We start from the raw sequence: 23,591 nt of genomic DNA, 5'->3' as shown, positions 1-23,591 counted from the left end.
CGGGTATTTCCTCAGGATTTTTAACCAAAAAAATGAAATTATGTCATTAATAAGCGAAAAAGAATTTCAGGAATTAGCAGGATTTAATGATGAGGTAAGTGTTTCTATCTTTATTCCTACCCAGCGTGCAGGTAAGGATGTGCTGGAGGAGAAAAGCAAAACCCACTTGAAATCTCTGTGGAAAGAAATTAAAATTGATCTTGAAAAAAAAGAGGTTTCCAAAGATAAAATTGAAAAGCTCGACGAGCCCATTCAAAAATTATTAAGCGACAAGGGGTTCTGGCGCCACCAGTCTGATGGATTGGCCATCTATATCGCAGAAGGCTTTTTCAGGAAGTATAGCCTTCCTTTAAAATTTGATTCTCACTATTATATAAACAATGAATTCTACGTAAAACCATTAGTGCCCTTATTCTCGGGAGATGGAAGGTTTTACCTGCTATCGCTACAGGTAGAAGCCGTAGAGTTTTTTGAAGCTTCCAAGTACGGAATCGCTCCGGTAAAAATAGATGATCTCACCCCTTCAAGACTGGAAGACACTGTGGGCTATGATTATGAAGAAAAGACCCTTCAGCAAAAAAGTGGAGCCAGTTCAATGGGACAACAGGCTATGCACGGCCACGCAGGAGCCGACCGGGAACGGAAAAATGAAATCTTCAGGTTTTTTAGAGCGATAGACCAGGGATTACATTCCCTGTTGCAGGAAGAAAAGCTCCCCTTACTGGTTGCCTGCCAGGATTACCTTTTCCCTATTTATAAAGAAGCCAATACCTATACTAATTTGTATCCCGAGGCAGTTACCGGTAATCCAAAAGACACCGATATGTTAGGCTTGCACCAACGAGCCTGGGAAACCATAGAGCCGCTTTTTGAAAAACAAAAGCTTGACAAGTTAACCCAGTTCCAGGACCAGAATGGAAAAACTGCAGTAAGCATCCACGACATTCTACCCGCCATTCATCAGGGTAAAGTAGATACTTTGTTTCTCGATAGAGATTCTGATATCTGGGGTACCTATAATGAAGATAATATGAAAGTTGATATTCAGGAAGCTCAGCGCAATGGGAATTTCTCGCTGATGAACTGGGCGGCAAGAAATGTGCTTAAACAGGGCGGAAATGTATTCCTTGTGGATGAAGAACAGATGCCGGAAAATAGTTCTAAAATGAATGCTATTTATCGTTATAGCTAAAAGTTAAAACCTTTTTTCATTGCCGCCCTGAACCTCCATGGTCCCGGGGCGGCCTTTTTTTGTACCTTTATAAATAATTTCAAAATTAAATATGGATCACAATCTTGCAGTATTAATTGACGGGGACAATATCCCCTCTGCATATATCAAAGAAATGATGGAAGAGATCGCCAAATACGGCAATCCTACCATAAAACGAATTTACGGTGACTGGACCAAACCACACCTAGCAAAATGGAAAGGAGTCCTCCTGGAAAATGCGATAAACCCTATCCAGCAATATGCCTATACCCAGGGGAAAAATGCCACCGACTCGGCGATGATTATCGACGCGATGGATATTCTTTATTCCAGCAAGGTAGACGGCTTCTGCCTGGTTTCCAGCGATAGCGACTTCACCAAACTTGCCACCCGCTTGCGGGAAGCCGGAATGAAGGTGTACGGAATTGGTGAAAAGAAAACTCCGGATCCTTTCATTGTGGCCTGTGACAGGTTTATCTACCTGGAGATTCTTAAAGATAGTGAACCAGATGAAAAAGACACCGGAGATTCGGGGAAAGGCGGCAGAAAACGTCAGAAGAAAAGCGTAGACAAGATAACCCCGAAAGTGATTAAACTTATTTCATCGACTATTTCTGATGTGGCCGATGAAGATGGCTGGGCTTTTCTTGGGGATGTTGGAAGTTTGCTTCAGAAAAAGCAACCCAACTTCGATTCCCGTAATTATGGTTACGAAAAACTTACTCCGCTTATTAGCTCGGTACCGAAATTTGAAGTAGAGTCGCGTTCAGGCCAGAACAGCCGGTTCAAACTTATCTACGTGCGCAATAAATAATAATATGAGAAGTATCAGAAAGATCGTAAAGGCAGAATACCGTCCTATTGGTGACCTAATCACTTATTCGCCAATGCCTACAGGCAGTATAGATATGATAGATCCTTTCATCTTTCTCAATCATCACGGCCCGCAAACTTATAAACCCAACAATAAGGGACTTCCTTTTGGGCCGCACCCGCACCGTGGAATGGAAACGGTGACCTTTATTTTAGATGGAGATATTTCCCATAAAGATTCCAGCGGAAATGAAAGTGTGATCGGTGCAGGAGGAGTACAATGGATGACCGCCGGCAGCGGACTCATACACGCCGAGGTTTCTTCTGAAAAATTTAAAGAAAAAGGTGGCCCGCTTGAAATTCTGCAGCTTTGGGTGAACCTACCTGCCAAACTTAAAATGGGCAAGCCCTGGTATAAAGGCCTGCAAAATATTGAAATTCCCGTAGCAGAATTCGAAGGCGGAAAAGCCCAGGTGGTTTCCGGGGAATTTGAAGGGACTAAGGGCGCTTTCCAGCCCGAAACCGGTATAAACCTGGCCCTGCTTTTTATAGAAAAAGGAGCTAAACTAAAGCTCCAGGTACCCGAGAACCACAATATCTTATGCTATGTGATCAAAGGGGAACTCCAGGTAAATGGGAAACAGGCCATGAAATTACACCTGGTAGATTTCGGAAATGATTCTCCAGAACTTCAAATTGAGGCTATAGAAGACTCTACCTTGCTTTTTGGCCACGCCAAGCCTTTCGATGAACCGGTAGTTGCCCGTGGCCCTTTTGTGATGAATACTATGGAAGAGATCAATCAGGCTTATGCCGATTACCAGTCGGGAAAATTTGGAAGCTGGAAGGATTAGCGATGTCTTTCTTCCAGCACTTTTGAGATGTCTTTTAGTGTAAATCCTTTTGCCTGCAACAGGATTAAGTAATGAAATAATAGATCGGCGCTTTCATTTAAAAAGAGCTCCTCATTATCGTCTTTTGCTTCAATCACTGTTTCCACGGCCTCTTCCCCTACTTTTTGGGCTATTTTATTGATTCCCTCATCAAAAAGGGAAACCACGTAACTCTTTTTATCTGTCCTGAGTTCGGGTTTTACCTCGCTCATTCTTTTGCGCTTTTCGATAACTCCCTCCAGATTCGATAAAAACCCGAAATTAGGTTCATTTTTCTCTGCCCAACAGGTATCGGTTCCCTTATGGCAGGTAGGGCCCTGCGGAATTACGGAAACCAGCAAAGTATCATTATCGCAGTCGTTTTTTATATCGACCAGGTTCAGGAAATTTCCACTCTCCTCACCTTTGGTCCAAAGCCTGTTTTTAGTCCGGCTAAAAAAGGTTACTTTTTTGGTCTCGTTGGTTTTTAAAAAAGCCTCCTCGTTCATATATCCCAGCATCAGCACATTCTTAGTATTCACATCCTGAATGATCGCGGGAACGAGTCCATCGTTATTTTTATCGAAATCTATGTTCATCTTTTTTGATCTTTAATGTATATTTTTAATTCTAATCACAACCTAACTTCCACCCCGTTTCGCCTCAATTCCTCTTTAAGGTCTTTAATTTCAATCTCTTTAAAATGAAAAACACTGGCAGCAAGGGCGGCATCGGCTTTTCCTTTTAAAAACACATCGGTAAAGTGCTGTATTTTCCCTGCCCCTCCCGAAGCGATAATTGGAATTTTTAATTCTGAAGATAGGACCGCCAGGGCTTCATTGGCAAAGCCGGCTTTGGTACCGTCGTTGTTCATCGAGGTGAAAAGTATTTCCCCCGCACCACGCTCCTCCACCTCTTTTGCCCATTGGAAAAGATTGATGTCGGTAGGTACTTTCCCGCCAACTAAATGCACCAGCCATTCTCCGTTAACCTGCTTGGCATCTATAGCCACGGTGATACACTGACTCCCAAATTTTGCTGAAAGCTCATTGATAAGCTCGGGCCTTTTCACAGCCGAGGAATTCACCGAAACCTTATCGGCACCGTTTTTAAGCAAAATATCCACATCTTCTATAGAGGAAATCCCGCCACCCACGGTAAAAGGAATATTCACTTTTTCGGCCACGCTTCTAACCATCTCGGCCAGGGTTTTCCTTTTCTGCTCGGTTGCTGTAATATCCAGGAAAACCAGCTCATCGGCCCCAGATTTGGCATAAATCTCAGCCAGCTCCACAGGGTCTCCTGCATCCCGGAGATCGACGAAATTTATTCCTTTAACGGTTCTTCCGTCTTTGATGTCCAGACAGGGTATGATTCGTTTTGTAAGCATAATTTGAAGTTAGAGGTACGAAATTAGAAGTTAAAAGTTATCTTTTTGCAAAATGAATTTTTCAAGTTGTTTAAGCTGGATGCGCCCTTCATAAATAGCTTTTCCAATGATGGTCCCTTCACAACCCAATTCTGCAAGCTTTGGCAATTCCCCGAATTCTGAAATTCCTCCGGAAGCGATTAATTTTAGTTTTTTATCTTCTGATGAAGTTTCTTCCAGGATCCTTTTATAAAGCTCAAAAGCAGGTCCTTTCAGCATCCCATCTTTCGAAATATCGGTACAGATCACGTATTGTACGCCTTCTTTCTGATACTCCTGGATAAAGGGAATCAATTCCAGTTTTGATTCTTCCTGCCAACCGCTCACAGCGATTTTTTCATTATTGGCATCGGCGCCCAGTATGATCTTTTCTGAACCAAATTTTTCGATCCAACTTTTAAAGGTTTCCGGATCTTTAACGGCTATACTTCCTCCGGTTATCTGATTGGCCCCGCTTTCAAAAGCGATACGCAGGTCTTCATCGGTTTTAAGTCCACCCCCAAAGTCGATCTTTAGAGCTGTTTTGGAAGCGATCTGCTCCAGGATTTTATGATTTACAATATGTTTAGACCTGGCACCATCAAGATCTACCAAGTGCAGATTCTGAATCCCGTGATCTTCGAAGCTTTTGGCCACTTCCAACGGGTTTTCATTATAGATCTTCTTAGTATTATAATCGCCTTTGGAAAGCCTTACACACTTTCCTTCGATGATATCTATTGCCGGTATGATTCTCATTTTGAAGTTAGAAATTAGAGGTTAAATTATTTATTCTTATGTCACGAATGCACAGATATTTTGCTTTTTCTTAATTCTTGTTTCTCAACGTCATTACGAGCGACAAAGAAGCGCGGGAATCTTTTGATAGAAGTTTTCCAGTTAAAAAGATTGCTTCTGTCGTGCCTCCCTCGCAATGACGCAGTATTTTCAAGCTCCTGTTACTCCCCCTTTGTCGCCTGTCCCGATTTTATTTCAGGAGGCTGGGGGAACTCAAAAAATTCTCTAAAATTTTCTCCCCGGCATCGCTGCTTTTCTCCGGGTGAAATTGTACACCGTAGAAATTGTCTTTTTGAATCGCCGTAGTGTATTCCACTCCGTATTCCGTGGAAGCGATGGTTTCCGCACATTCAGGAACATAATAGCTGTGCACCAGGTACACGAATTCCTGCTCCTTAATTCCCTCGAAAAGTTCAGATTTCAAATTAAAGATCCTATTCCAGCCAATCTGGGGTACTTTGAGTTGGGTTTTGAATTTAACCACATCGGCATGGAAAATACCCAAACCTTCGGTGTCTCCTTCTTCCGAATGCCTGCACATTAGCTGCATTCCCAGGCAAATCCCCAGGACCGGTTGCTTCAATTCAGGAATCACTTTATCCAGGCCGGTGCTTTTCAGCATTTTCATCGCGCTGCCTGCTTCTCCAACTCCCGGGAAGATCACCCTGTCGGCAGCTTTGATCTCTTGGGCATCGCTGCTTAACACTGCATCAAAACCCAGGCGCTTTATCGCAAATTTGATACTCTGAATATTCCCGGCTCCGTAGTCTATTATTACTATTTTCATTTTTTAGTGTTGAGTAGTTAGTATTGAGCTAAAGATCTCAATACTCACCTCTATCTTCTATTATAGCATTCCCTTGGTAGAGGGTAAAATCATTTTCTCTGCATCGCGTTTAACAGCCATTTTAATGGCTTTCGCAAAGGCTTTAAAGATCGCTTCGATCTTATGGTGTTCGTTGTTGCCTTCAGCCTTAATATTCAAATTGGCTTTGGCACCATCGGTGAAAGATTTAAAGAAATGATAGAACATCTCCGTAGGCATTTTCCCTATCATCTCTCGTTTAAAATCGGCTTCCCACACCAGCCAGTTCCTGCCACCAAAATCTATGGCCACCTGTGCCAGGCAATCATCCATAGGCAAACAAAAACCGTAGCGCTCAATGCCCAGTTTATTTCCCAGGGCCTTGCTGAAAACTTCTCCCAAAGCAATCGCAGTATCTTCAATGGTATGGTGCTCATCCACTTCCAGGTCGCCTTTCACCTCTATTTCCATATCCATTTGCCCGTGCCGGGCGATCTGGTCCAGCATATGATCGAAAAATGACAATCCGGTTGAAATTTTAGACTTCCCAGTACCATCCAGATTTAATTTGATAAAAATATCGGTCTCATTGGTCTTTCTTGAGATCTCTGCAGTACGGGATTCCAGCTTTAGAAACTCATAGATTTCCTTCCAGCTGGAGGTCTTTAAAGAAATTACTTTCTCTACTTTTTCCATTTTTTCCTGAATTTCCTCGCTGCCCAGATCTTCGTGGGTATCGATAAAAATTCCCTTTCCGCCATAATTCAGGGCGAACTCCATATCGGTAAGCCGGTCGCCAATCATCACTGAATTCTCAAGATCATATTCAGGATTGTCGAGATATTTCCCTTTTAGTAAACCGGTATTAGGCTTGCGGTTAGGAGAGTTTTCCTCGGGAAAAGTGCGGTCCATCAAAATATCCTTGAATTCAATGCCTTCATTTTTAAAGCTTTTCAGAATAAAATTCTGAATAGGCCAAAAACTGGCTTCAGGATATACATCGGTGCCCAGCCCATCCTGGTTGGTTACCATCACCAATTCATAATCCAGCTCCCGGGCAATTCGGGAGAGATAATAAAAAGCCTCAGGATAAAACTCCAGTTTCTCCAGCTTATCTACCTGGTAATCTTCGGGCTCCAGCACTAAGGTGCCATCACGGTCTATAAATAATACTTTTTTCATAACTTCAGTTATGCCCTGAACTTGTTTCAGGGCCTTTTGTTTAAATTTCAAGTGTCGTTAACGAAGGGTTTATTTTTCTAATCAAATTCCATTTCCAGGCTTTATGCCAAAATATGGCATAATACAAAAGTTGCTGAAACAAGTTCAGCATTTCGAAATTATTGGATGGCTTTTAAAGCCTCCAACAATTTCTCATTCTCACTCTTTGTCCCTACCGTCGATCTCAAGGTATTCTCGCAAAGCGGTTGAGAACTCCGGTTTCTAACTACAATCCCTTTCTCTAATAGTTGCTCATATCTTCTATTAGCATCATCTACTTTAACCAGAATAAAATTAGCATCAGAATCGTATATCTCTTTTACAAGCTCAATTCCTTTCAGGGCTTTATTTAGTTTGGCCCTTTCCTTCAAAATATCTGCTACCTGCATGTTCACTTTTTCCCGGTCTTTTAATTCCTCCAGGGCTCTTTCCTGCGTTAATTGATTCACGTTGTAAGGCGGCTTGATCCTATTCAGGATCGAGATAATTTCTACGGAAGCATATAGAATTCCCAGTCTTATTCCCGCAAGGCCATAAGCTTTGGAAAGAGTTTGGGTGATCACAAGATTCGGATAGTTTTTTAGTTTTTTCAACCAGGATGCTTTTTCCGAAAAATCTATATAGGCTTCATCGATTACTACGAGTCCGTCGAAATTTTTCAAAATTTCCGTAACACTCTCTTCAGAAAATGAATTTCCCGTTGGATTATTCGGGGAGCACAAAAAGATCATTTTGGTATTTTTATCAACAATTTCCAGAATTTGCTGAACTTGTGGCTGAAAATCCCGGCTTAATAAAACCTCCCTGTTTTCAATATTATTGATCCCGGCCAACACCGAATACATCCCGTAAGTGGGTGGCAGGGTGATAATATTTTCTATTCCCGGTTCACAAAAGGCTCTGAATAGCAAATCCAGCACTTCATCACTTCCGTTTCCGAGCAAAATATTTTCTGCAGCAATGCCTTTTATTTTACCTAATTCAGCCTTTAAATTGCGTTGTTGCGGATCGGGATAACGGTTTACATCACTGGGAAAGGGATTTTCATTAGCATCCAGAAATACCATCTCCTCTCCTACCGATTTATATTCGTCTCTGGCAGAAGAGTAAGGCTTAAGCCCGTCTACATTTGGCCTTACCAGCTTATTCAATTCAAATTTTCTCATTTCTTCAAATCTTTCAGCCTTAAACTAACCGCATTTTTATGTGCATATAATCCTTCGGCTTCCGCCATTAATTCGATAGCAGGACCAATTTCCTGAATTCCTTCCGAAGAAATCTTCTGAAAAGTCATAGCCTTCATAAAACTGTCCAGGTTTACCCCGCTGTATTGTTTGGCGTAACCATTTGTTGGTAGGGTATGATTGGTACCCGATGCGTAATCCCCGGCGCTCTCGGGAGTGTAATTCCCGATAAATACCGAGCCTGCATTTTCAATTCCTTCGGTATAAAATTGCTCGTTTTCAGTACAGATGATAAAGTGTTCAGGCCCATAGAAATTAATTAAATCCAGGGCCGTTTCATCCAGTTTCATAGAGATAAATCTACAGTGTTCTATGGCCTGTTGTGCTATCGCTTTCCTGGGCAGTTCCTCCAACTGGTCCTTAATTTCTTCTTCCACGGCATCGAGAAGCTTATCTGAGGTAGAAACAAGCACAACCTGGCTATCGGCGCCGTGTTCAGCCTGGCTTAATAGATCGGAGGCTACAAAGGCTGCATTTGCCGTATCGTCGGCCACTACCAAAAGTTCTGATGGCCCGGCAGGCATATCTATAGCCACATTATAACGGGTGGCGTATTGTTTGGCTACCGTTACAAACTGGTTACCCGGTCCAAAGATCTTATACACTTTCGGGATGCTATCGGTGCCAAAAGTCATCGCGGCGATCGCCTGAATTCCACCCACCTTAAAAATTTGGGTTACACCGCATAATTCGGCGGTATAGAGAATAGCGGGATCTATTTTACCGTCTTTCCCGGGGGGGGTGCACAATACGATCTCCTGGCAACCGGCAAGGGAAGCCGGAACAGCAAGCATTAAGATCGTGGAAAATAAAGGCGCACTACCACCGGGAATATAAAGTCCTACTTTTTGAATAGCCCTTTTTTCCTGCCAGCATTCTACTCCTGCAGAAGTTTCTACAGCAAGCCGTTCTGTTTTCTGAGCTTTGTGAAATTTGGAAATATTCGATTTTGCGAGTTTAATAGCCTCTTTCAGGTCGGCGGGAACCTCTTCTATCGCGGTTTCGGTTTCTTCCCGGGATACCCGGGTGTCATCCAGTTTAAAACCATCGAATAATTCGGTGTATTTGGCCAGGGCCAGATCACCCTTAGTCTTTACCTCTGAAAAAACCTGGTTTACGATTTCTTCAATATCTTCCAGACTTTGAGTAGGACGTTTAAGTATTTCTGACCAATTTTCACGGGCAGGGTTATTGAATCTTTTCATTACTAAAAATTTACATTACCATTTTCTCAATTGGAGCCACAAGGATACCCTCGGCGCCGTTCTCTTTAAGCTCGTCAATCACTTCCCAAAAGCGCTCTTCGTTAATCACGGTGTGAATGGAACTCCAACCTTCTTCAGCCAGAGGTAATACTGTTGGGCTTCTCATTCCGGGAAGTAATTCTATGATCTTATCGAGTTTATCGTTTGGAGCGTTAAGGAGAATATATTTTGAAGTTCGTGCATTCAAGACCGATTGTAATCTGAATTGAAGTTTTTCGAGAATGCTTTTTCTTTCTGAAGATATCATAGGGGAAATGGCTAAAACAGCTTCACTCTTCAGCATTACTTCTACTTCCTTTAGACCATTCTTAAATAATGTGCTTCCACTGGAAACTATATCGCAAATCCCGTCGGCAAGCCCGATATTTGGTGCGATCTCAACCGAACCATTAATAATATGGAGTTCGGCAGAAATCCCTTTTTCAGCAAGAAATTCATTTACGGTATTGGGATAGGAAGTTGCAATTTTTTTACCGTCCAGATCCTGAATTCCTTTATACTTCATAGACTTTGGAACAGCCAGGGATACACGACATTTAGAAAACCCCAATTTTTCTCCTCGTATAATATCCTTTCCTTTTTCTACCAGTACATTTTCTCCGAGAATGGCTACATCTACCACCCCATCCCTCAAATACTGGGGAATATCTCCATTTCTAAGGTACATTACTTCGAGGGGAAAGTTCCGGGCCGTAGCCTTAAGCTGTTCTTTGCCATTGTCTATGGAAATCCCGGCTTCTTTAAGGATTTTAAGGGAATCTTCGTTAAGTCTTCCTGATTTTTGAATGGCGATCCTTAATTTTTCCTGATTCATTTTTTTAAATTTTAGTTTTTAATTTAATCATTTTTAGATCTTCAACCAGGTGATTTAAATAAACAAAAAACCCGTTTGAAGACTCAAACGGGTTTTTAAAATATGTGAAATTACTACATATCAAATTTACCTCGCCTGAGCGTGGGGGTAAAAATGATGATGATGTAATTGAATTGTTCTCATTGTTGTGACAAACTTAAAACATAAAATCCATTTAGCAATAATGCATTTTAAATTTTATGAATTGTTTGATTAATTATTTCCCAGGATTAAAGGCATCCCATCTTCTCCAGAACCTATAACCACTGTTTTTGCATTGTTGGAACGGGCCAATTCAAGGGTTGCCTGTATTCCTTTTTCCCGCAGGATATTTGGAGTAAGAGACGCGTTTAGAATATCATTGGCTCTGGCTTTACCTTCAGCGTCAATACGTTGACGTTCGGCTTCCTGTTCAGCTTTAGTTAGACGATACTCGTACTCAAGAGACTCCTGTTCCTGACGAAGTTTGCGTTCTATCGCATCCTTAATATTTGGAGGCAGTGCCACATCGCGAACCAGCACCTCATTTACCTGAACATATTGATCCTTTAAAAGAATCCTGGTTTCTTCCAGGATCTCCTTTTGAATTGCTTCTCTTTTGCTGGCGTATAATTGCTCCGGAATATACCTCCCCACAACGGCTCTGGATGCCGATCTAATTGCCGGTTGAAGCAAACGTTGAATATAAGCTTCTCCTTTTTCACTATGAAGTTTCCCCAGGTCGCTGTAGGTTGGTTGAAACCAGGTGGAAGCATCAACCCTAATCTCAAGTCCGTTAGAGCTTAAAACCGTCATAGACTCTTCAAGGGATTGTTGGCGTACTTCATATACAAAAACCTTATTCCAGGGAGCAACAAGGTGAAATCCTTCATTTAAGGGAGGTTCATCGGTAACAACCCCGCCGGCAAAAGTTCTATATAGCACACCGGCTTCCCCGGATCCAATAGTCACAGTAGATTTTGAGACAAATATTATTAATAATACAATACCGATAATTATCGGTAAACCAATTTTAGGTAATTTTTCCATCTATTCTTTTGAATTTTAAATTAGACCCCGGTATTTTCTGAAGAACCATTCTGCTGCGAGCAAGGCAAGCAGCAAAAACAAAAGATAATACCAGTTCACCAAAGGTACGTTTTTTTGGTGGCTTTCCTGTACAGGTTTAAAGTTTTCGTCATTTAGAAGACGGGATATCAAGGCTTCAGGATTACTGGCAAAATACAACTGTTCCTCATTGTTGTTGGCAAAAAACTGAAGCTTTTCCAGGTTGGCAGAGGCAAACTGTGACTCCACGGCTGAAGCCACAATATTAAATGTTCCCGTTTTGCTTATACCGGTATTTTCTTCCTTCAACATAAATTCATATTCCCCTTCCGGTAGATTTTCCAGTTCCAGGAGAAACGAATTATTATTAAGAAGCAAACCGCGCTGCAGGACCTCCCCGGTTTCGGTATTCTCTATCCTGATAGTCAAAGTTGCCCCGGGGTCAAAAGAATAATTTTCATCAAAATATCTGGCGGTGAGCGCTATCAAATCATTGCCATAGTAAAAGGATTCGTAATCTATCGTGAGGCGTTCCCGTTGTTTTTGAGAGGCAAGATTCTGTATAATCTTTCCAAAGAAATCGTCGTAAGCTTCAAAGGAACCACTGTCTCTCCAGACTTTTGCCCGCCAGCGCCAGATCCCTTCTCCGAACAAAACCCCAATTTTATTTTCCCGGCTTTCGGCTATAGCCAGTAAAGGCTGAGTGGTTTCTACATTTTCTATTTTTTGAAATAAAAGGGGGTCTAATCCATTTGGAGTAATTTCACCAAACATATCCTGAAGGGGTGGGAAATCCTTAAAGCCTAAATCATCAAACTGGAAACGGGAGAAATTGGAGTTATATAAGGCCTCGATCTCCTGAGGTTGAGCGGTAAAATCTTTGCTAAATAATTCCTGCCTGGTATTAAGAAAGCGCCAATCTGTTTTAGTCCCGGTAATAATAAAACTACTGATTTTTTCAGATTTCAATTCGTCAAAAACTTCCCTGAACCCCGTATTAGGTTGATAAAGCATCACCAATTGGTAATCCTCTAAGACATAATCATCCTTTCCCAGGTATTTTATTTCCAACTCGCTATACCGGTTGCTCTCTACAGATTTTTTAATGGCGCCAAGATCGGGATGGGAAATATCGCTAAGCAACAAAACCCTGGTGCGTTCATCTATAACTTCTACGGCAAATTTGCGGCGGTTGTTTTCTTTATTCTTTTCTGATGCCTGCGGAAGAATTACCGCCTCATAAGTAAGCACACCAAGGCGGCTGGCAGGCAGGGTAGTATTAATTATTGCTGAAGTGGTTTCGGGGCCAAATTTTAAATCCTGAGTAAACAACACAGATTTTCCCGAGCGAATCTCGAATTGGGAAGAAACAGCTTCCTGCCCACTATAATTAATAATCACTTCTACGGGGAAGCGATTATCCAAAAAAGCATAACGGTTTACATTCAGCCTGTTTATCTCAAGATCGGCATAATTGGTGGTATCGCCTAAAACCACCGGCAAAACATTTTGCCCGGGCCTGCTTTTAAAATACCGGTAATCGCGGCCCAGGGTTTGGTTTCCATCGCTTAGAAGGATCACAGCTGTATTCTTCCCGCGAAACAGATCCTTTATTTTGCTTAATACTTTATTTATATCGGTTTGAGCCTCTTTAAAAGTCAGGCTATCATTTAGCTGAATATCCCTGCCAAAACTGAGTTTGGAAATATCGAAACGCCGCTGCAGCTCTTTATTATTTTCCAGACTGCTTATAAGATTTTGAAGGGTATCGGCCTGATTTAAATATGCAATGGATGCCGAATTATCGGCTGCAAGAACCAGGTTTGGTTTTTCTACCTGGTAAGAAGTGGTAGAGATCTTTGGATTTATTAGCAACAACAGAAGAATGAAAACAGTAAAAGCCCGCAACCCGAAAAACATATACTTATCCCGGTAGTTTTTTTTCTTTCGGAATAAATACTGAAAAAAAGAAAACCCCAGCGCAAATATTGCAGCCAGGGCTATCAAAATAATGTTATTAAGATCCATTGAGGAAAGATAAATAAAAAGCAACGAAGTTAGAAATTACAAGCCCGAAGTATTTTTTACTCCCAGCCAGGCTTATATTTCTCTAAGATCGATCTTTCAATTTTTTAGGTATGCATTCCACCATCGATATGTAAAACCTGTCCGGTAATATAATTGCTCATATCACTACCGAGGAAAACACAGGCATTAGCAATATCTTCAGGAGTACCTCCACGTTTAAGTGGAATAGCCTGTCTCCAACCTTCTACAGTTTTTTCATCGAGTTTACCGGTCATCTCAGTTTCGATAAAGCCCGGAGCGATCACGTTGGTACGTATATTTCTGGAACCGAGTTCCAGCGCCATAGATTTTGAGAACCCGATGATCCCGGCCTTTGAAGCCGCATAATTAGACTGTCCGGCATTTCCTGTAACCCCAACCACTGAGCTCATATTGATAATGCTTCCTTTGCGCTGCTTAAGTAAGGTTCTCTGCACCGCTTTGGTCATATTAAAAATAGATTTCAGGTTAACTTCTATTACCTTATCAAAATCTTCCTCGCTCATTCGCATTAGGAGATTGTCTTTAGTGATTCCTGCATTGTTAACCAGAATGTCAATACTTCCAAAGTCTGCAACCACATCTTTAACGAGTTGTTCCGCTTCAGAAAAACTGGCGGCATTAGATTTATAGGCTTTGGCCTTTACCCCCATCCCGCTAAGTTGTTTGGCAAGTTCATTAGCCGATTCAGCAGAGGAGTTATAGGTAAAAGCAACGTTTGCACCGTGTTGAGCGAAAACCTGGGCGATCCCCTTTCCTATTCCACGGCTACCTCCGGTAATTATGGCGTTTTTTCCTTCTAAAAGTTTCATAAGTAAAAAGATTGGTTGTTTATTTTATTCAAATATAATAAAAGCAGAAAGCTTAAATATTTTCCATTAAAAAATCCTTCTGAAGTCACCTGAATTCAGGAGAAACAGAAGGATTAATATATTTAAAGCGAAATCTTATCCTTTAAGAACTTCAGCTACTTTTTTACCGATTTCAGCAGGAGAATCCACTACGTGAATTCCATTCTCCTTAAGAATCTTTTTCTTCGCCTGAGCGGTATCTTCGCTACCTCCAACGATGGCTCCGGCGTGCCCCATGGTACGACCTGCAGGTGCGGTTTCTCCGGCTATAAACCCAATAACAGGTTTACGGTTGCCGTTTTCTTTAACCCACTGAGCGGCATCGGCTTCCAGTTGTCCACCAATCTCCCCAATCATTACGATAATTTCGGTGTCATCGTCATTCATCAATAATTCTACAGCCTCTTTAGTGGTAGTTCCGATAATTGGATCTCCTCCAATTCCGATAGCAGTAGTAATACCAAGACCTTGTTTCACCACCTGATCGGCAGCTTCGTAGGTAAGCGTACCCGATTTAGATACGATACCAACATTTCCTTTTTTGAAAACGAAACCTGGCATAATACCCACCTTAGCTTCTCCCGGAGTGATCACACCCGGGCAGTTAGGACCAACAAGTCTGGTATCTTTATTTTTAATATAGTTAGAAGCCTTTACCATATCGGCAACAGGAATTCCTTCGGTAATAGTAATAATCACTTTTATGCCTGCATCTGCAGCTTCCATAATTGCATCGGCTGCGAAGGCCGGTGGCACGAAAATAAGAGAAACATCTGCTCCGGTTTCCTTAACAGCATCAGCTACTGTATTAAAAACGGGACGATCAAGGTGTTTTTGGCCACCTTTCCCGGGAGTGACTCCTCCTACCACATTAGTACCGTATTCTATCATCTGTTCGGCGTGGAAAGTACCTTCACTTCCGGTAAATCCCTGCACGATTATCTTTGAATTTTTATTGACTAAAACGCTCATAAATTTTATATTTTTTGCGATAACAAAAGTAGGTTTTTAATAATAAAACCTAAAGTTTTTTGGAAGTTAATTGTCGGGTTTACCAATGGATTCAGGTAAATCGATCTTATTTAGGAAATTTTATAACCAGGCTTGTTCGCTCACCTCTTCCCCCAGCTGACTTATCTGTACTCCCCGGTAGAGTTTATCGTCTTTCAATTCCCAGATAGCCATAAAATGTGCCAGAGGCATTTCTTCTTCGGGGTTTTCTATAGTTCTTACGTGGTAAGTAAATTGAATGGCTGTTTTTCCATTTTCTGAAATTACATTTTCAACTTCAGCTCTTAGCGATTCAAAAGAATGAGCTAAATGATGGCTTATATCCGAAATCTCATCAAGATTCAGCGTTTTAAGCCCGGTGGTACCGTACCAGGACAGTTCCACCTGGGGATGAAGGAATTCTCTCAGGACTTCCTTATCCTGGTAAAAATCGGAAGTATAAAAATTTTCAACAATTTCTTTTCCGCTTAAAGCCATAATAGTTTATTTTAATTTCTGGAGTAATTTAGGCAATTGTCTTAAAAGCGCCAACTCTTTTAATTTAGCTCTGGCTTCCATGGCCGGATTTCCGGTGTAAACAGTATTTTCTTTGGTAGATTTGGTAATGCCTGCCTGGCCCATCATAACCCCGCCTTTCTTCACTACAATTCCGCTTCGGAAACCTACCTGCCCCCAAATGGTTACTTCATCTTCAATTACCACGGCTCCTGCGATCCCCACCTGAGAAGCGATAAGGCATTTTTTTCCTATTACGGTATCGTGACCTACCTGGATAAGGTTATCGAGCTTAGTACCTTCTTTAATAGTGGTATCACCAGTTACCCCCTTATCAATAGTACAATTAGCACCAATATCCACATTATTCTCAATCACTACACGACCTCCGGAAAGAAGCTTATCAAAGCCTTCCGGCCTGTTCTTATAATAAAAAGCATCACCACCCAGCACAGTTCCCGAGTGAATAGTCACATTATCCCCAATAACCGTATTATCATAGATGCTTACGTTAGCGTGAATCAAGCAGTTTTTCCCTATCCGAACATTATTCCCCACAAATGCGTTAGGCTGAATGACAGTTCCTTCTCCAATTTCTGCTGAATCGGCAATTGATTTAGGAGCTTTTTCAAAAGGTTTAAAATACCGGGTAAGTTTGTTGAAATCCCTAAAGGGATCATCTGAAATCAGCAAAGCCTTAGCTTCCGGCGCTTCTACTTTTTTATTTATCAATACCACGGTTGCGGCAGAATTTAGCGCCTTATCGTAATATTTTGGATGGTCTACAAATACTATATCCCCGGGAGTTACCACGTGAATCTCGTTCATTCCGGTAACAGGAAAATCTGCAGGCCCTACAAATTCACAATCAATAATTGTGGCAATTTGTTGTAAGCTGTGTGCTTGAGGGAATTTCATCTTAGATTATTTAAAAGGAAAAAACCAGGCAAAGTGTCCTGGTTTTTTATCTATAAAGTAAGTTTACTCTTTAATTCTTTCCTTGTAAGTGCCTTTTTCTGTTTCTATCCTAATTTTATCACCTTCGTTTATAAAAAGAGGAACATTTACCTCGGCCCCGGTTTCTACGGTTGCAGGTTTGGTTGCGTTGGTTGCGGTATTACCCTTAACACCAGGTTCGGTATGAGTTACTTCCAGCACAACACTCGCCGGCATTTCTACTGAAAGAGGCATATTATCTTCAGTATTAATGATCACTGTAACCACTTCACCTTCCTTTAAAAGTTTAGGCTGGTCCAGTGCCGATTCAAGCAGCCGAATTTGAGTATAATCTTCCACATTCATAAAATGATAGAATTCTCCGTCATTGTAAAGGAACTGGAACTTATGAGTTTCCACTCTCACATCGTCAATTTTGTGTCCGGCGGAAAAAGTATTTTCGATCACCTTTCCGGTAGTCACGCTTTTTAATTTGGTACGAACAAAGGCCGGCCCTTTACCGGGTTTTACGTGGAGGAATTCAACAATTTTAAAGATATCGTGATTATATCTAATACACAATCCGTTTCTGATGTCGCTGGTAGTTGCCATATTTCTAGTTTATTAGTTTGACCCGACGTATCCTTTCATGATACCCCGTTGTGAGTTTTTAATAAATTCAAGTATCTCATCCCGCTCGGCAGTTGCCTGCATTTCGGCTTCGATAATCGCCACAGCCTGGGAATTATTATAGTTTTTCTGGTAGAGAATACGATAGATATCCTGGATCTCCCTGATCTTTTCAGTACTGAAACCTCTTCGTCTAAGTCCTATTGAGTTAATTCCAACATAAGATAAAGGTTCCCTTCCTGCTTTTACGAAAGGTGGAACATCTTTTCTAACCAGGGAACCTCCGGTTACAAATGCGTGGTTACCAATGCTGCAAAACTGTTGGATTGCCGCCATCCCGGCCAGGATAACATAATCTCCCACATTAATATGTCCTGCAAGAGTGCTATTATTAGAAAAAATACAATTATCGCCTACAATACAATCGTGAGCAATATGGCAATAGGCCATAATCCAGCAATTTTTACCAATTACTGTTTTCATACGGTCATTAGTACCACGGTTAATGGTAACACACTCCCTTATAGTTGTGTTATCACCAATAACGGTTAAGGTATCCTCATCATCAAATTTCTTATCCTGCGGAATAGCAGAAATCACAGCGCCCGGAAAAATACTGCAGTTCTTTCCAATGCGGGCACCTTCCATTATAGTTACGTTAGAACCAATCCAGGTGCCTTCTCCAATTACAACATTATTATGAATTGTTGTAAAGGGTTCGATTACCACATTCTTGGCAATCTTAGCTCCTGGATGCACATATGCTAAAGGTTGGTTCATAATATTTATTTTGATTTTACGATTTGCGCCATAAGAACCGCTTCGGTTGCTAATTTTCCGTTTACGTAGGCATAGCCCTGCATCTGGCAAATCCCCCTACGGATTGGCGCTAATAATTCTAGTTTAAAAATTAAAGTATCCCCGGGCACGACCTGTTGTTTGAACCTTACATTATCTATTTTCATAAAATAAGTAAGGTAATTTTCAGGATCGGGAACCGATCTAAGTGCAAGAATACCCCCGGTTTGTGCCATAGCCTCTACCTGAAGTACGCCAGGCATAACCGGTTTCCCGGGAAAATGTCCTACAAAGAAAGGTTCATTCATAGTTACATTCTTCATTCCTATTACACAGCTATCGGTGCAGGAATAAATTTTATCTACCAAGAGGAACGGGGGCCTGTGAGGCAGAGTATTCATAATATCATTAACATCCATCAAAGGCTTAATATCAGGATTGATCTTTGGAACATTATTCCTTTTTGCCGCTTTGATGATTTTTGCCATTTTTTTGGCAAACTGAGTGTTTACATAATGGCCGGGTTTATTGGCAATCACTTTTCCTTTTATGCGGGTCCCTATAAGCGCCAGGTCCCCCACTACATCAAGGAGCTTATGCCTTGCTGCCTCATTGGGATAATGTAAATTAAGGTTATCAAGAATTCCGTTTGGCTTAACCGACATTTCTTTACGGTTAAAGGCCACCCGAAGTTTTTTCATCGTTTCCTCCCCAATTTCCTTATCTACATAAACAATGGCATTGTTAAGATCTCCTCCTTTTATCAGACCGTGATCGAGCAGGGCTTCCAGCTCATGAAGAAAGCTAAAGGTCCTTGCATTGGCGATTTCAGCTTTAAAATCAGAAAGATGATTAAGGGAAGCATTTTGAGTTCCCAAAACCTTGGTGCCAAAATCTACCATAGTAGTAACCTGGTATTCATCTGCCGGCATGACAATAATCTCGCTTCCAGATTCGTCGTCGTGATAACAAATTACCTCATCTACTTCAAATTCCTCACGATCGGCATCAAGTTCTTCGATACCGGCTTTCTCAAGAGCTTCGATAAAAAATTTAGACGACCCATCCATTATTGGAGGTTCAGAAGCGTCTAGCTCCATTATCAGGTTGTCTATCTCAAGTCCAACACAGGCAGCCAGAACGTGTTCTGAAGTTTGTATAGAGACCCCGTTCTTTTCGAGATTGGTCCCACGTTGCGTATTCACTACATAAGCAACATCTGCTTCAACTTCCGGTCCTCCGTCAAGGTCAATTCTTTTGAAGACATAACCCGTATCCTCCGGAGCAGGTTTAAAAGTAATAGTTACCGACTGGCCGGTATGCAGGCCTACGCCTTTAAGGGAAACTTTTTCCTTTATGGTTGTTTGCTTAGAAACTATTTCAGCCATTATTTTCAATTTTTTTCCTTAGTTGCTCTATGGTGTCAACTGTTTTGGGCAAATTTTTAAAATGAATATAAGATTTATTGTAATCGCTATAACCAATTGCCGGACTTCCCTGTAGGGCTTCACCATCTTTCACATTGCGGCCAATCCCAGACTGGGCCTGGATCCTAACCCGGTCTCCTATATATAAATGACCGGCTATACCTACCTGCCCGCCAATAAGACAATTTTTACCAATTTTTGTAGAACCGGCAATGCCTGTTTGTGCAGCAATGGCCGTATGTTCTCCTATCTCCACATTATGCGCAATCTGAATTTGATTATCCAGTTTCACGCCTTTCCTGATTATTGTAGATCCCAGGGTAGCCCTATCTATAGTAGTACCGGCTCCAATCTCTACATCATCTTCAATAATAACATTTCCAATCTGTGGAACTTTGGCGTATTTCCCGTCTTCTTCAGGGCTAAACCCAAAACCGTCGGCTCCAACAATCACCCCACTATGGATCACACAATTGCTTCCTACAATACAATCTGAATAAATCTTTACTCCTGAAAAAAGAATAACATTATCTCCAATTTTCACATTGTCACCTAAATAAACGTTGGGATAAATCTTTACGTTATTACCAATTTTCACCTTTTTCCCAACATAAGAAAAGGCTCCCAGGTAAATATCATCACCGTATTCCACTTCTTCAGAAATAAAACTGGGTTGTTCAATCCCTGATTTATTTAATTTCACCTGATTGTAATACTCCAGCAACTTCGAGAAAGCCTTATAGGCATCCTTAACTTTAATAAGCGTTGTATCTATGGGTTGTTCAGGTTTAAAGTCTTCATTTACGATGGTAATAGAAGCTTTAGTAGTATATATATAAGAATTATATTTAGGATTGCTTAAAAATGTGAGTGCCCCTTTGGTACCTTCTTCGATCTTGGCAAGTTCAGATACTTCGGCCTCGGGATCACCTACGATCTTTCCCTCCAGTATCTCTGCTATTTGTGATGCGGTAAATTTCATTCTGGCAAAAGTAAAAAAAATGGTTTAATGTTTGGGCTTGGGGTAACAGATATAATATTTCACCACCGTTTTAGAAAGGGCTTCCAGGTTTAACTGGTCAGAAACCTTAGCTACATCGCTGGTTTTCCCGTTTTTATGGAGAATATTAATATTGTTCTTTTCAGTCTTATAAGCGAGGTTTGCGATCTCGCCGCTAAACACAAAGTAATTAGCCTCTTTTTCTGAAATATTATACCTATTCATAAGTTTTTCGCGATGCCGGGCCAGTTTTTCGGAAGAAGGTTTTTTCTTTTTGATCTTTACCTTTAGCAAATCACGGTTAATAATCATCCCACACAGGTTACTTAAAACAAAGTCATCACATTCTATCCATGCTTTCATGGCCATTACAATATCATAATCATCAAGGCGGGAGAAAATATCCAGGGTAGCTTTATCAAAATTATCCCGGGTTACTTTATTATTAAGAAAAAACATCAGGGCCTTACTGGCATGTAACTCGGCTCCTTCTTCAATGAGCTCCTTAGCTCTCTTTAAAACCCTAATAAGCAATTGCTCGGCAACCAGGCTGGTTTTATGCAAATAAACCTGCCAGTACATCAGCCGGCGGGCTACCAGAAATTTTTCTACTGAATATATCCCTTTCTCTTCCACTACCAGCTCCCCGTCCACAACATTCAGCATGGTAATAAGACGCTCACTGTTTATATTCCCCTCGGCGGCACCTGTATAGAAACTATCTCTTTTAAGGTAGTCCAGGCGATCCATATCCAGCTGACTCGATACCAACTGGTTCAAAAATTTCCTTTCATAGTCGCCCTTAAAAATCTGAATAGCCAGCGTTAAACTTTGGTTAAATTCCCGGTTGATTTCCTCCATAAAAAGCAATGATATACTTTCGTGATCAATGCCCTCTACGATACTATGCTCCATAGCATGAGAAAATGGACCGTGGCCAATATCATGCAAAAGAATAGCAATTTGCAAGGCTTCCTCTTCGGCTTCGGAAATCACAACTCCCTTATACCGAAGAATTCTCACTGCTTTCTGCATGAGGTGTACACAACCAAGGGCATGATGAAACCTGGTATGATGCGCCCCGGGATAGACCAGATAAGAAAGCCCCATTTGAGAAATACGGCGCAATCTTTGAAAATATGGATGCTCGATAAGGTTAAAGATCTGCTGACTGGGGATGGTAATAAATCCGTAAATTGGGTCGTTTAATATTTTAAGTTTGTGTTGAGATGCCAAGCCTTATTTTCTTTAATTTAAAACAAATATACATATATGAATAATATCAAGATATTGTGGGTAGATGATGAGATCGATTTACTAAAGCCGCACATCCTTTTTTTGGAAAATAAAAATTATGAGGTTACTACCAGCAAGAGTGGTACAGAAGCTTTAGAGCAAATTGAACAGAAGAATTTTGATATTGTTTTTCTTGACGAAAATATGCCCGGGCTCACCGGCCTGGAAACCTTGGCCGAAATCAAGGAGAAAAGGGAGAACCTACCCATCGTGATGATCACTAAGAGTGAAGAGGAATATATTATGGAAGAAGCCATAGGTTCCAAGATCGCCGATTATCTAATAAAACCCGTAAATCCGAACCAGATCCTGCTTAGCATAAAGAAGAATCTGGATCACTCCAGGCTTATTTCAGAAAAGACCACTTCAAATTACCAGCAGGAGTTCAGGAAGATCGCGATGGATATGGCCCAGGTAAATTCTTACGAGGAATGGGCCGAATTATACCAACGCCTGATCTACTGGGAGCTTCAGCTGGAAACTATTGAAGACAGTGGGATGTTCGAGATCCTGGAATCTCAAAAGCAGGAAGCCAACACGCAGTTCTGTAAATTTATAGATAAGAATTACCCGGGCTGGTTCGAGAAAAACGCGGATGCTCCGGTAATGTCCCACACCATTTTCAAGGAAAAGATAGTTCCTGAAATCTCCAAAGACCAACCTACACTTTTAGTAGTAGTAGACAACCTGAGGTATGACCAATGGAAAGCTTTTGAACCTGTAGTAAGCACCTATTATAAAAAGACAGAAGAGTCTCCTTTCTATAGTATACTGCCCACGGCTACACAATATGCCAGAAATGCGATGTTTTCGGGGCTCATGCCCAGTGAAATGGAGAAACTGTTTCCGCAGTATTGGAAAAACGATACCGATGAAGGCGGTAAAAACAATCATGAAGCCGAATTCCTAAGCGAACAGTTAAAACGTCTTGGCTTAAACATTAAGCACGAATATCACAAGATCACCAGCCTAAAGGCCGGGAAGAAACTTGTTGAAAATTTCAAAACTCAAAAGGATAACGATCTCACCGTGGTGGTTTACAATTTTGTAGATATGCTATCCCATTCCAAAACCGAAATGGAAGTGATAAAGGAGTTGGCCTCAAACGATAAATCCTATCGCTCTCTTACTCACAGTTGGTTTAAGAACTCCCCATTACTGGAAATTATCCAACAGGCACAACAATTAGGATTTAAACTTATCCTTACCACTGATCATGGTACTATAAATGTAAAACATCCTTCTAAGGTAATAGGAGACAAAAACACCAGCCTTAATTTAAGGTATAAAACCGGTAAAAGTCTTACCTATGAAGAAAAGGACGTGCTGGCGGCGCCAAACCCCAAGAGCATTCATTTACCTACCTTAAATATGAGTAGTTCCTTTATTTTCGCTAAAGGGGACCTGTTCTTTGCTTACCCAAACAATTTCAATCATTATGTAAGTTATTACCGCAACACCTACCAGCACGGGGGAGTATCCCTGGAAGAAATGGTGATCCCTTTTGTGGTCATGACCCCAAAATAAATCATCAAAACCCT

The 23,591-nt window shown here is 41.2% G+C and carries 23 protein-coding genes; 4 read left to right on the top strand and 19 right to left on the bottom strand.

The window, feature by feature from the left end:
* Positions 1–40 precede the first annotated feature (40 nt).
* The 3 genes from BUW93_RS08035 to BUW93_RS08025 all read left to right on the top strand — a co-directional run bounded on the left by BUW93_RS08035 (position 41) and on the right by BUW93_RS08025 (position 2,880).
* Positions 41–1,192, top strand: a complete 1,152-nt coding sequence (locus BUW93_RS08035) for a baeRF7 domain-containing protein (RefSeq protein WP_081211226.1) — start codon at positions 41–43, stop codon at positions 1,190–1,192.
* 91 nt (positions 1,193–1,283) lie between these two features.
* Positions 1,284–2,027, top strand: coding sequence for an NYN domain-containing protein (locus tag BUW93_RS08030; RefSeq protein ID WP_081210927.1), 744 nt, complete (start codon positions 1,284–1,286; stop codon positions 2,025–2,027).
* Positions 2,028–2,031: 4 nt separating this feature from the next.
* Entirely contained in the window at positions 2,032–2,880 is an 849-nt protein-coding gene (locus tag BUW93_RS08025) for a pirin family protein (protein ID WP_081210925.1), read from the top strand.
* Here BUW93_RS08025 and hisIE read toward each other — a convergent pair.
* From hisIE to BUW93_RS07930, 19 genes are all read right to left on the bottom strand, one after another.
* The gene (gene hisIE, locus BUW93_RS08020; RefSeq protein ID WP_081210923.1) at positions 2,877–3,497 is read right to left on the bottom strand and encodes a bifunctional phosphoribosyl-AMP cyclohydrolase/phosphoribosyl-ATP diphosphatase HisIE; all 621 of its coding nucleotides are present in this window, start codon (positions 3,495–3,497) and stop codon (positions 2,877–2,879) included. The genes BUW93_RS08025 and hisIE overlap by 4 nt on opposite strands.
* Positions 3,498–3,532: 35 nt before the next feature.
* Positions 3,533–4,288, bottom strand: a complete 756-nt coding sequence (gene hisF, locus BUW93_RS08015) for an imidazole glycerol phosphate synthase subunit HisF (RefSeq protein ID WP_081210921.1) — start codon at positions 4,286–4,288, stop codon at positions 3,533–3,535.
* A 30-nt stretch (positions 4,289–4,318) separates the two neighbouring features.
* Positions 4,319–5,065, bottom strand: a complete 747-nt coding sequence (hisA, locus tag BUW93_RS08010) for a 1-(5-phosphoribosyl)-5-[(5-phosphoribosylamino)methylideneamino]imidazole-4-carboxamide isomerase (RefSeq protein ID WP_081210919.1) — start codon at positions 5,063–5,065, stop codon at positions 4,319–4,321.
* Between the two features lie 229 nt (positions 5,066–5,294).
* Entirely contained in the window at positions 5,295–5,891 is a 597-nt protein-coding gene (gene hisH / locus BUW93_RS08005) for an imidazole glycerol phosphate synthase subunit HisH (protein ID WP_081210917.1), read from the bottom strand.
* A gap of 60 nt (positions 5,892–5,951) precedes the next feature.
* Positions 5,952–7,091 carry a bifunctional histidinol-phosphatase/imidazoleglycerol-phosphate dehydratase HisB gene (gene hisB, locus BUW93_RS08000; protein ID WP_081211224.1) on the bottom strand — a complete coding sequence of 380 codons (1,140 nt, stop codon included), beginning with the start codon at positions 7,089–7,091 and terminating at the stop codon, positions 5,952–5,954.
* Between the two features lie 158 nt (positions 7,092–7,249).
* Entirely contained in the window at positions 7,250–8,296 is a 1,047-nt protein-coding gene (gene hisC, locus BUW93_RS07995) for a histidinol-phosphate transaminase (RefSeq protein ID WP_081210915.1), read from the bottom strand.
* Positions 8,293–9,579, bottom strand: coding sequence for a histidinol dehydrogenase (hisD, locus tag BUW93_RS07990; protein WP_081210913.1), 1,287 nt, complete (start codon positions 9,577–9,579; stop codon positions 8,293–8,295). Before hisD ends, hisC begins: the two co-directional genes overlap by 4 nt.
* A 10-nt stretch (positions 9,580–9,589) precedes the next feature.
* Positions 9,590–10,453: an ATP phosphoribosyltransferase gene (hisG, locus tag BUW93_RS07985; protein ID WP_081210911.1), complete on the bottom strand. Its 864-nt coding sequence runs from the start codon at positions 10,451–10,453 to the stop codon at positions 9,590–9,592.
* Positions 10,454–10,705: 252 nt separating this feature from the next.
* Positions 10,706–11,521: a prohibitin family protein gene (locus tag BUW93_RS07980; protein ID WP_081210909.1), complete on the bottom strand. Its 816-nt coding sequence runs from the start codon at positions 11,519–11,521 to the stop codon at positions 10,706–10,708.
* Positions 11,522–11,536: 15 nt separating this feature from the next.
* A complete protein-coding gene (locus tag BUW93_RS07975; RefSeq protein WP_081210907.1) occupies positions 11,537–13,567 on the bottom strand; it encodes a hypothetical protein in 2,031 nt (676 codons plus the stop codon).
* A 104-nt stretch (positions 13,568–13,671) separates the two neighbouring features.
* Positions 13,672–14,418 (bottom strand): 3-oxoacyl-[acyl-carrier-protein] reductase, encoded by a 747-nt coding sequence (fabG, locus tag BUW93_RS07970; protein WP_081210905.1) that lies wholly within the window; start codon positions 14,416–14,418, stop codon positions 13,672–13,674.
* A gap of 135 nt (positions 14,419–14,553) precedes the next feature.
* Entirely contained in the window at positions 14,554–15,429 is an 876-nt protein-coding gene (sucD, locus tag BUW93_RS07965; RefSeq protein ID WP_081210903.1) for a succinate--CoA ligase subunit alpha, read from the bottom strand.
* Positions 15,430–15,549: 120 nt separating this feature from the next.
* Positions 15,550–15,945 carry a nuclear transport factor 2 family protein gene (locus BUW93_RS07960; protein ID WP_081210901.1) on the bottom strand — a complete coding sequence of 132 codons (396 nt, stop codon included), beginning with the start codon at positions 15,943–15,945 and terminating at the stop codon, positions 15,550–15,552.
* 6 nt (positions 15,946–15,951) lie between these two features.
* Positions 15,952–16,881 (bottom strand): UDP-3-O-(3-hydroxymyristoyl)glucosamine N-acyltransferase, encoded by a 930-nt coding sequence (locus BUW93_RS07955; RefSeq protein ID WP_081210899.1) that lies wholly within the window; start codon positions 16,879–16,881, stop codon positions 15,952–15,954.
* A gap of 63 nt (positions 16,882–16,944) precedes the next feature.
* Complete coding sequence (efp, locus tag BUW93_RS07950) at positions 16,945–17,511, bottom strand: elongation factor P (RefSeq protein WP_081210897.1); 567 nt, start codon at positions 17,509–17,511, stop codon at positions 16,945–16,947.
* A 12-nt stretch (positions 17,512–17,523) separates the two neighbouring features.
* The gene (gene lpxA / locus BUW93_RS07945) at positions 17,524–18,309 is read right to left on the bottom strand and encodes an acyl-ACP--UDP-N-acetylglucosamine O-acyltransferase (protein WP_081210895.1); all 786 of its coding nucleotides are present in this window, start codon (positions 18,307–18,309) and stop codon (positions 17,524–17,526) included.
* A gap of 5 nt (positions 18,310–18,314) precedes the next feature.
* Positions 18,315–19,715, bottom strand: coding sequence for a bifunctional UDP-3-O-[3-hydroxymyristoyl] N-acetylglucosamine deacetylase/3-hydroxyacyl-ACP dehydratase (locus BUW93_RS07940; RefSeq protein ID WP_081210893.1), 1,401 nt, complete (start codon positions 19,713–19,715; stop codon positions 18,315–18,317).
* Positions 19,708–20,736, bottom strand: coding sequence for a UDP-3-O-(3-hydroxymyristoyl)glucosamine N-acyltransferase (gene lpxD / locus BUW93_RS07935; RefSeq protein WP_081210891.1), 1,029 nt, complete (start codon positions 20,734–20,736; stop codon positions 19,708–19,710). The genes BUW93_RS07940 and lpxD overlap by 8 nt, the downstream gene beginning before the upstream one ends.
* Positions 20,737–20,760: 24 nt before the next feature.
* Entirely contained in the window at positions 20,761–21,990 is a 1,230-nt protein-coding gene (locus BUW93_RS07930) for an HD domain-containing protein (RefSeq protein ID WP_081210889.1), read from the bottom strand.
* 36 nt (positions 21,991–22,026) lie between these two features.
* On the opposite strand from BUW93_RS07930, the gene porX reads away from it, so the two are divergent.
* A complete protein-coding gene (porX, locus tag BUW93_RS07925) occupies positions 22,027–23,577 on the top strand; it encodes a T9SS response regulator signal transducer PorX (protein ID WP_081210887.1) in 1,551 nt (516 codons plus the stop codon).
* Positions 23,578–23,591: the final 14 nt, after the last annotated feature.

It is taken from the genome of Salegentibacter sediminis (assembly GCF_002078605.1).
Taxonomy (GTDB): Bacteria; Bacteroidota; Bacteroidia; order Flavobacteriales; family Flavobacteriaceae; genus Salegentibacter; species Salegentibacter sediminis.
Note: the sequence above shows the minus strand (reverse complement) of the source record. Positions and strands in the feature narration are given on the sequence as shown.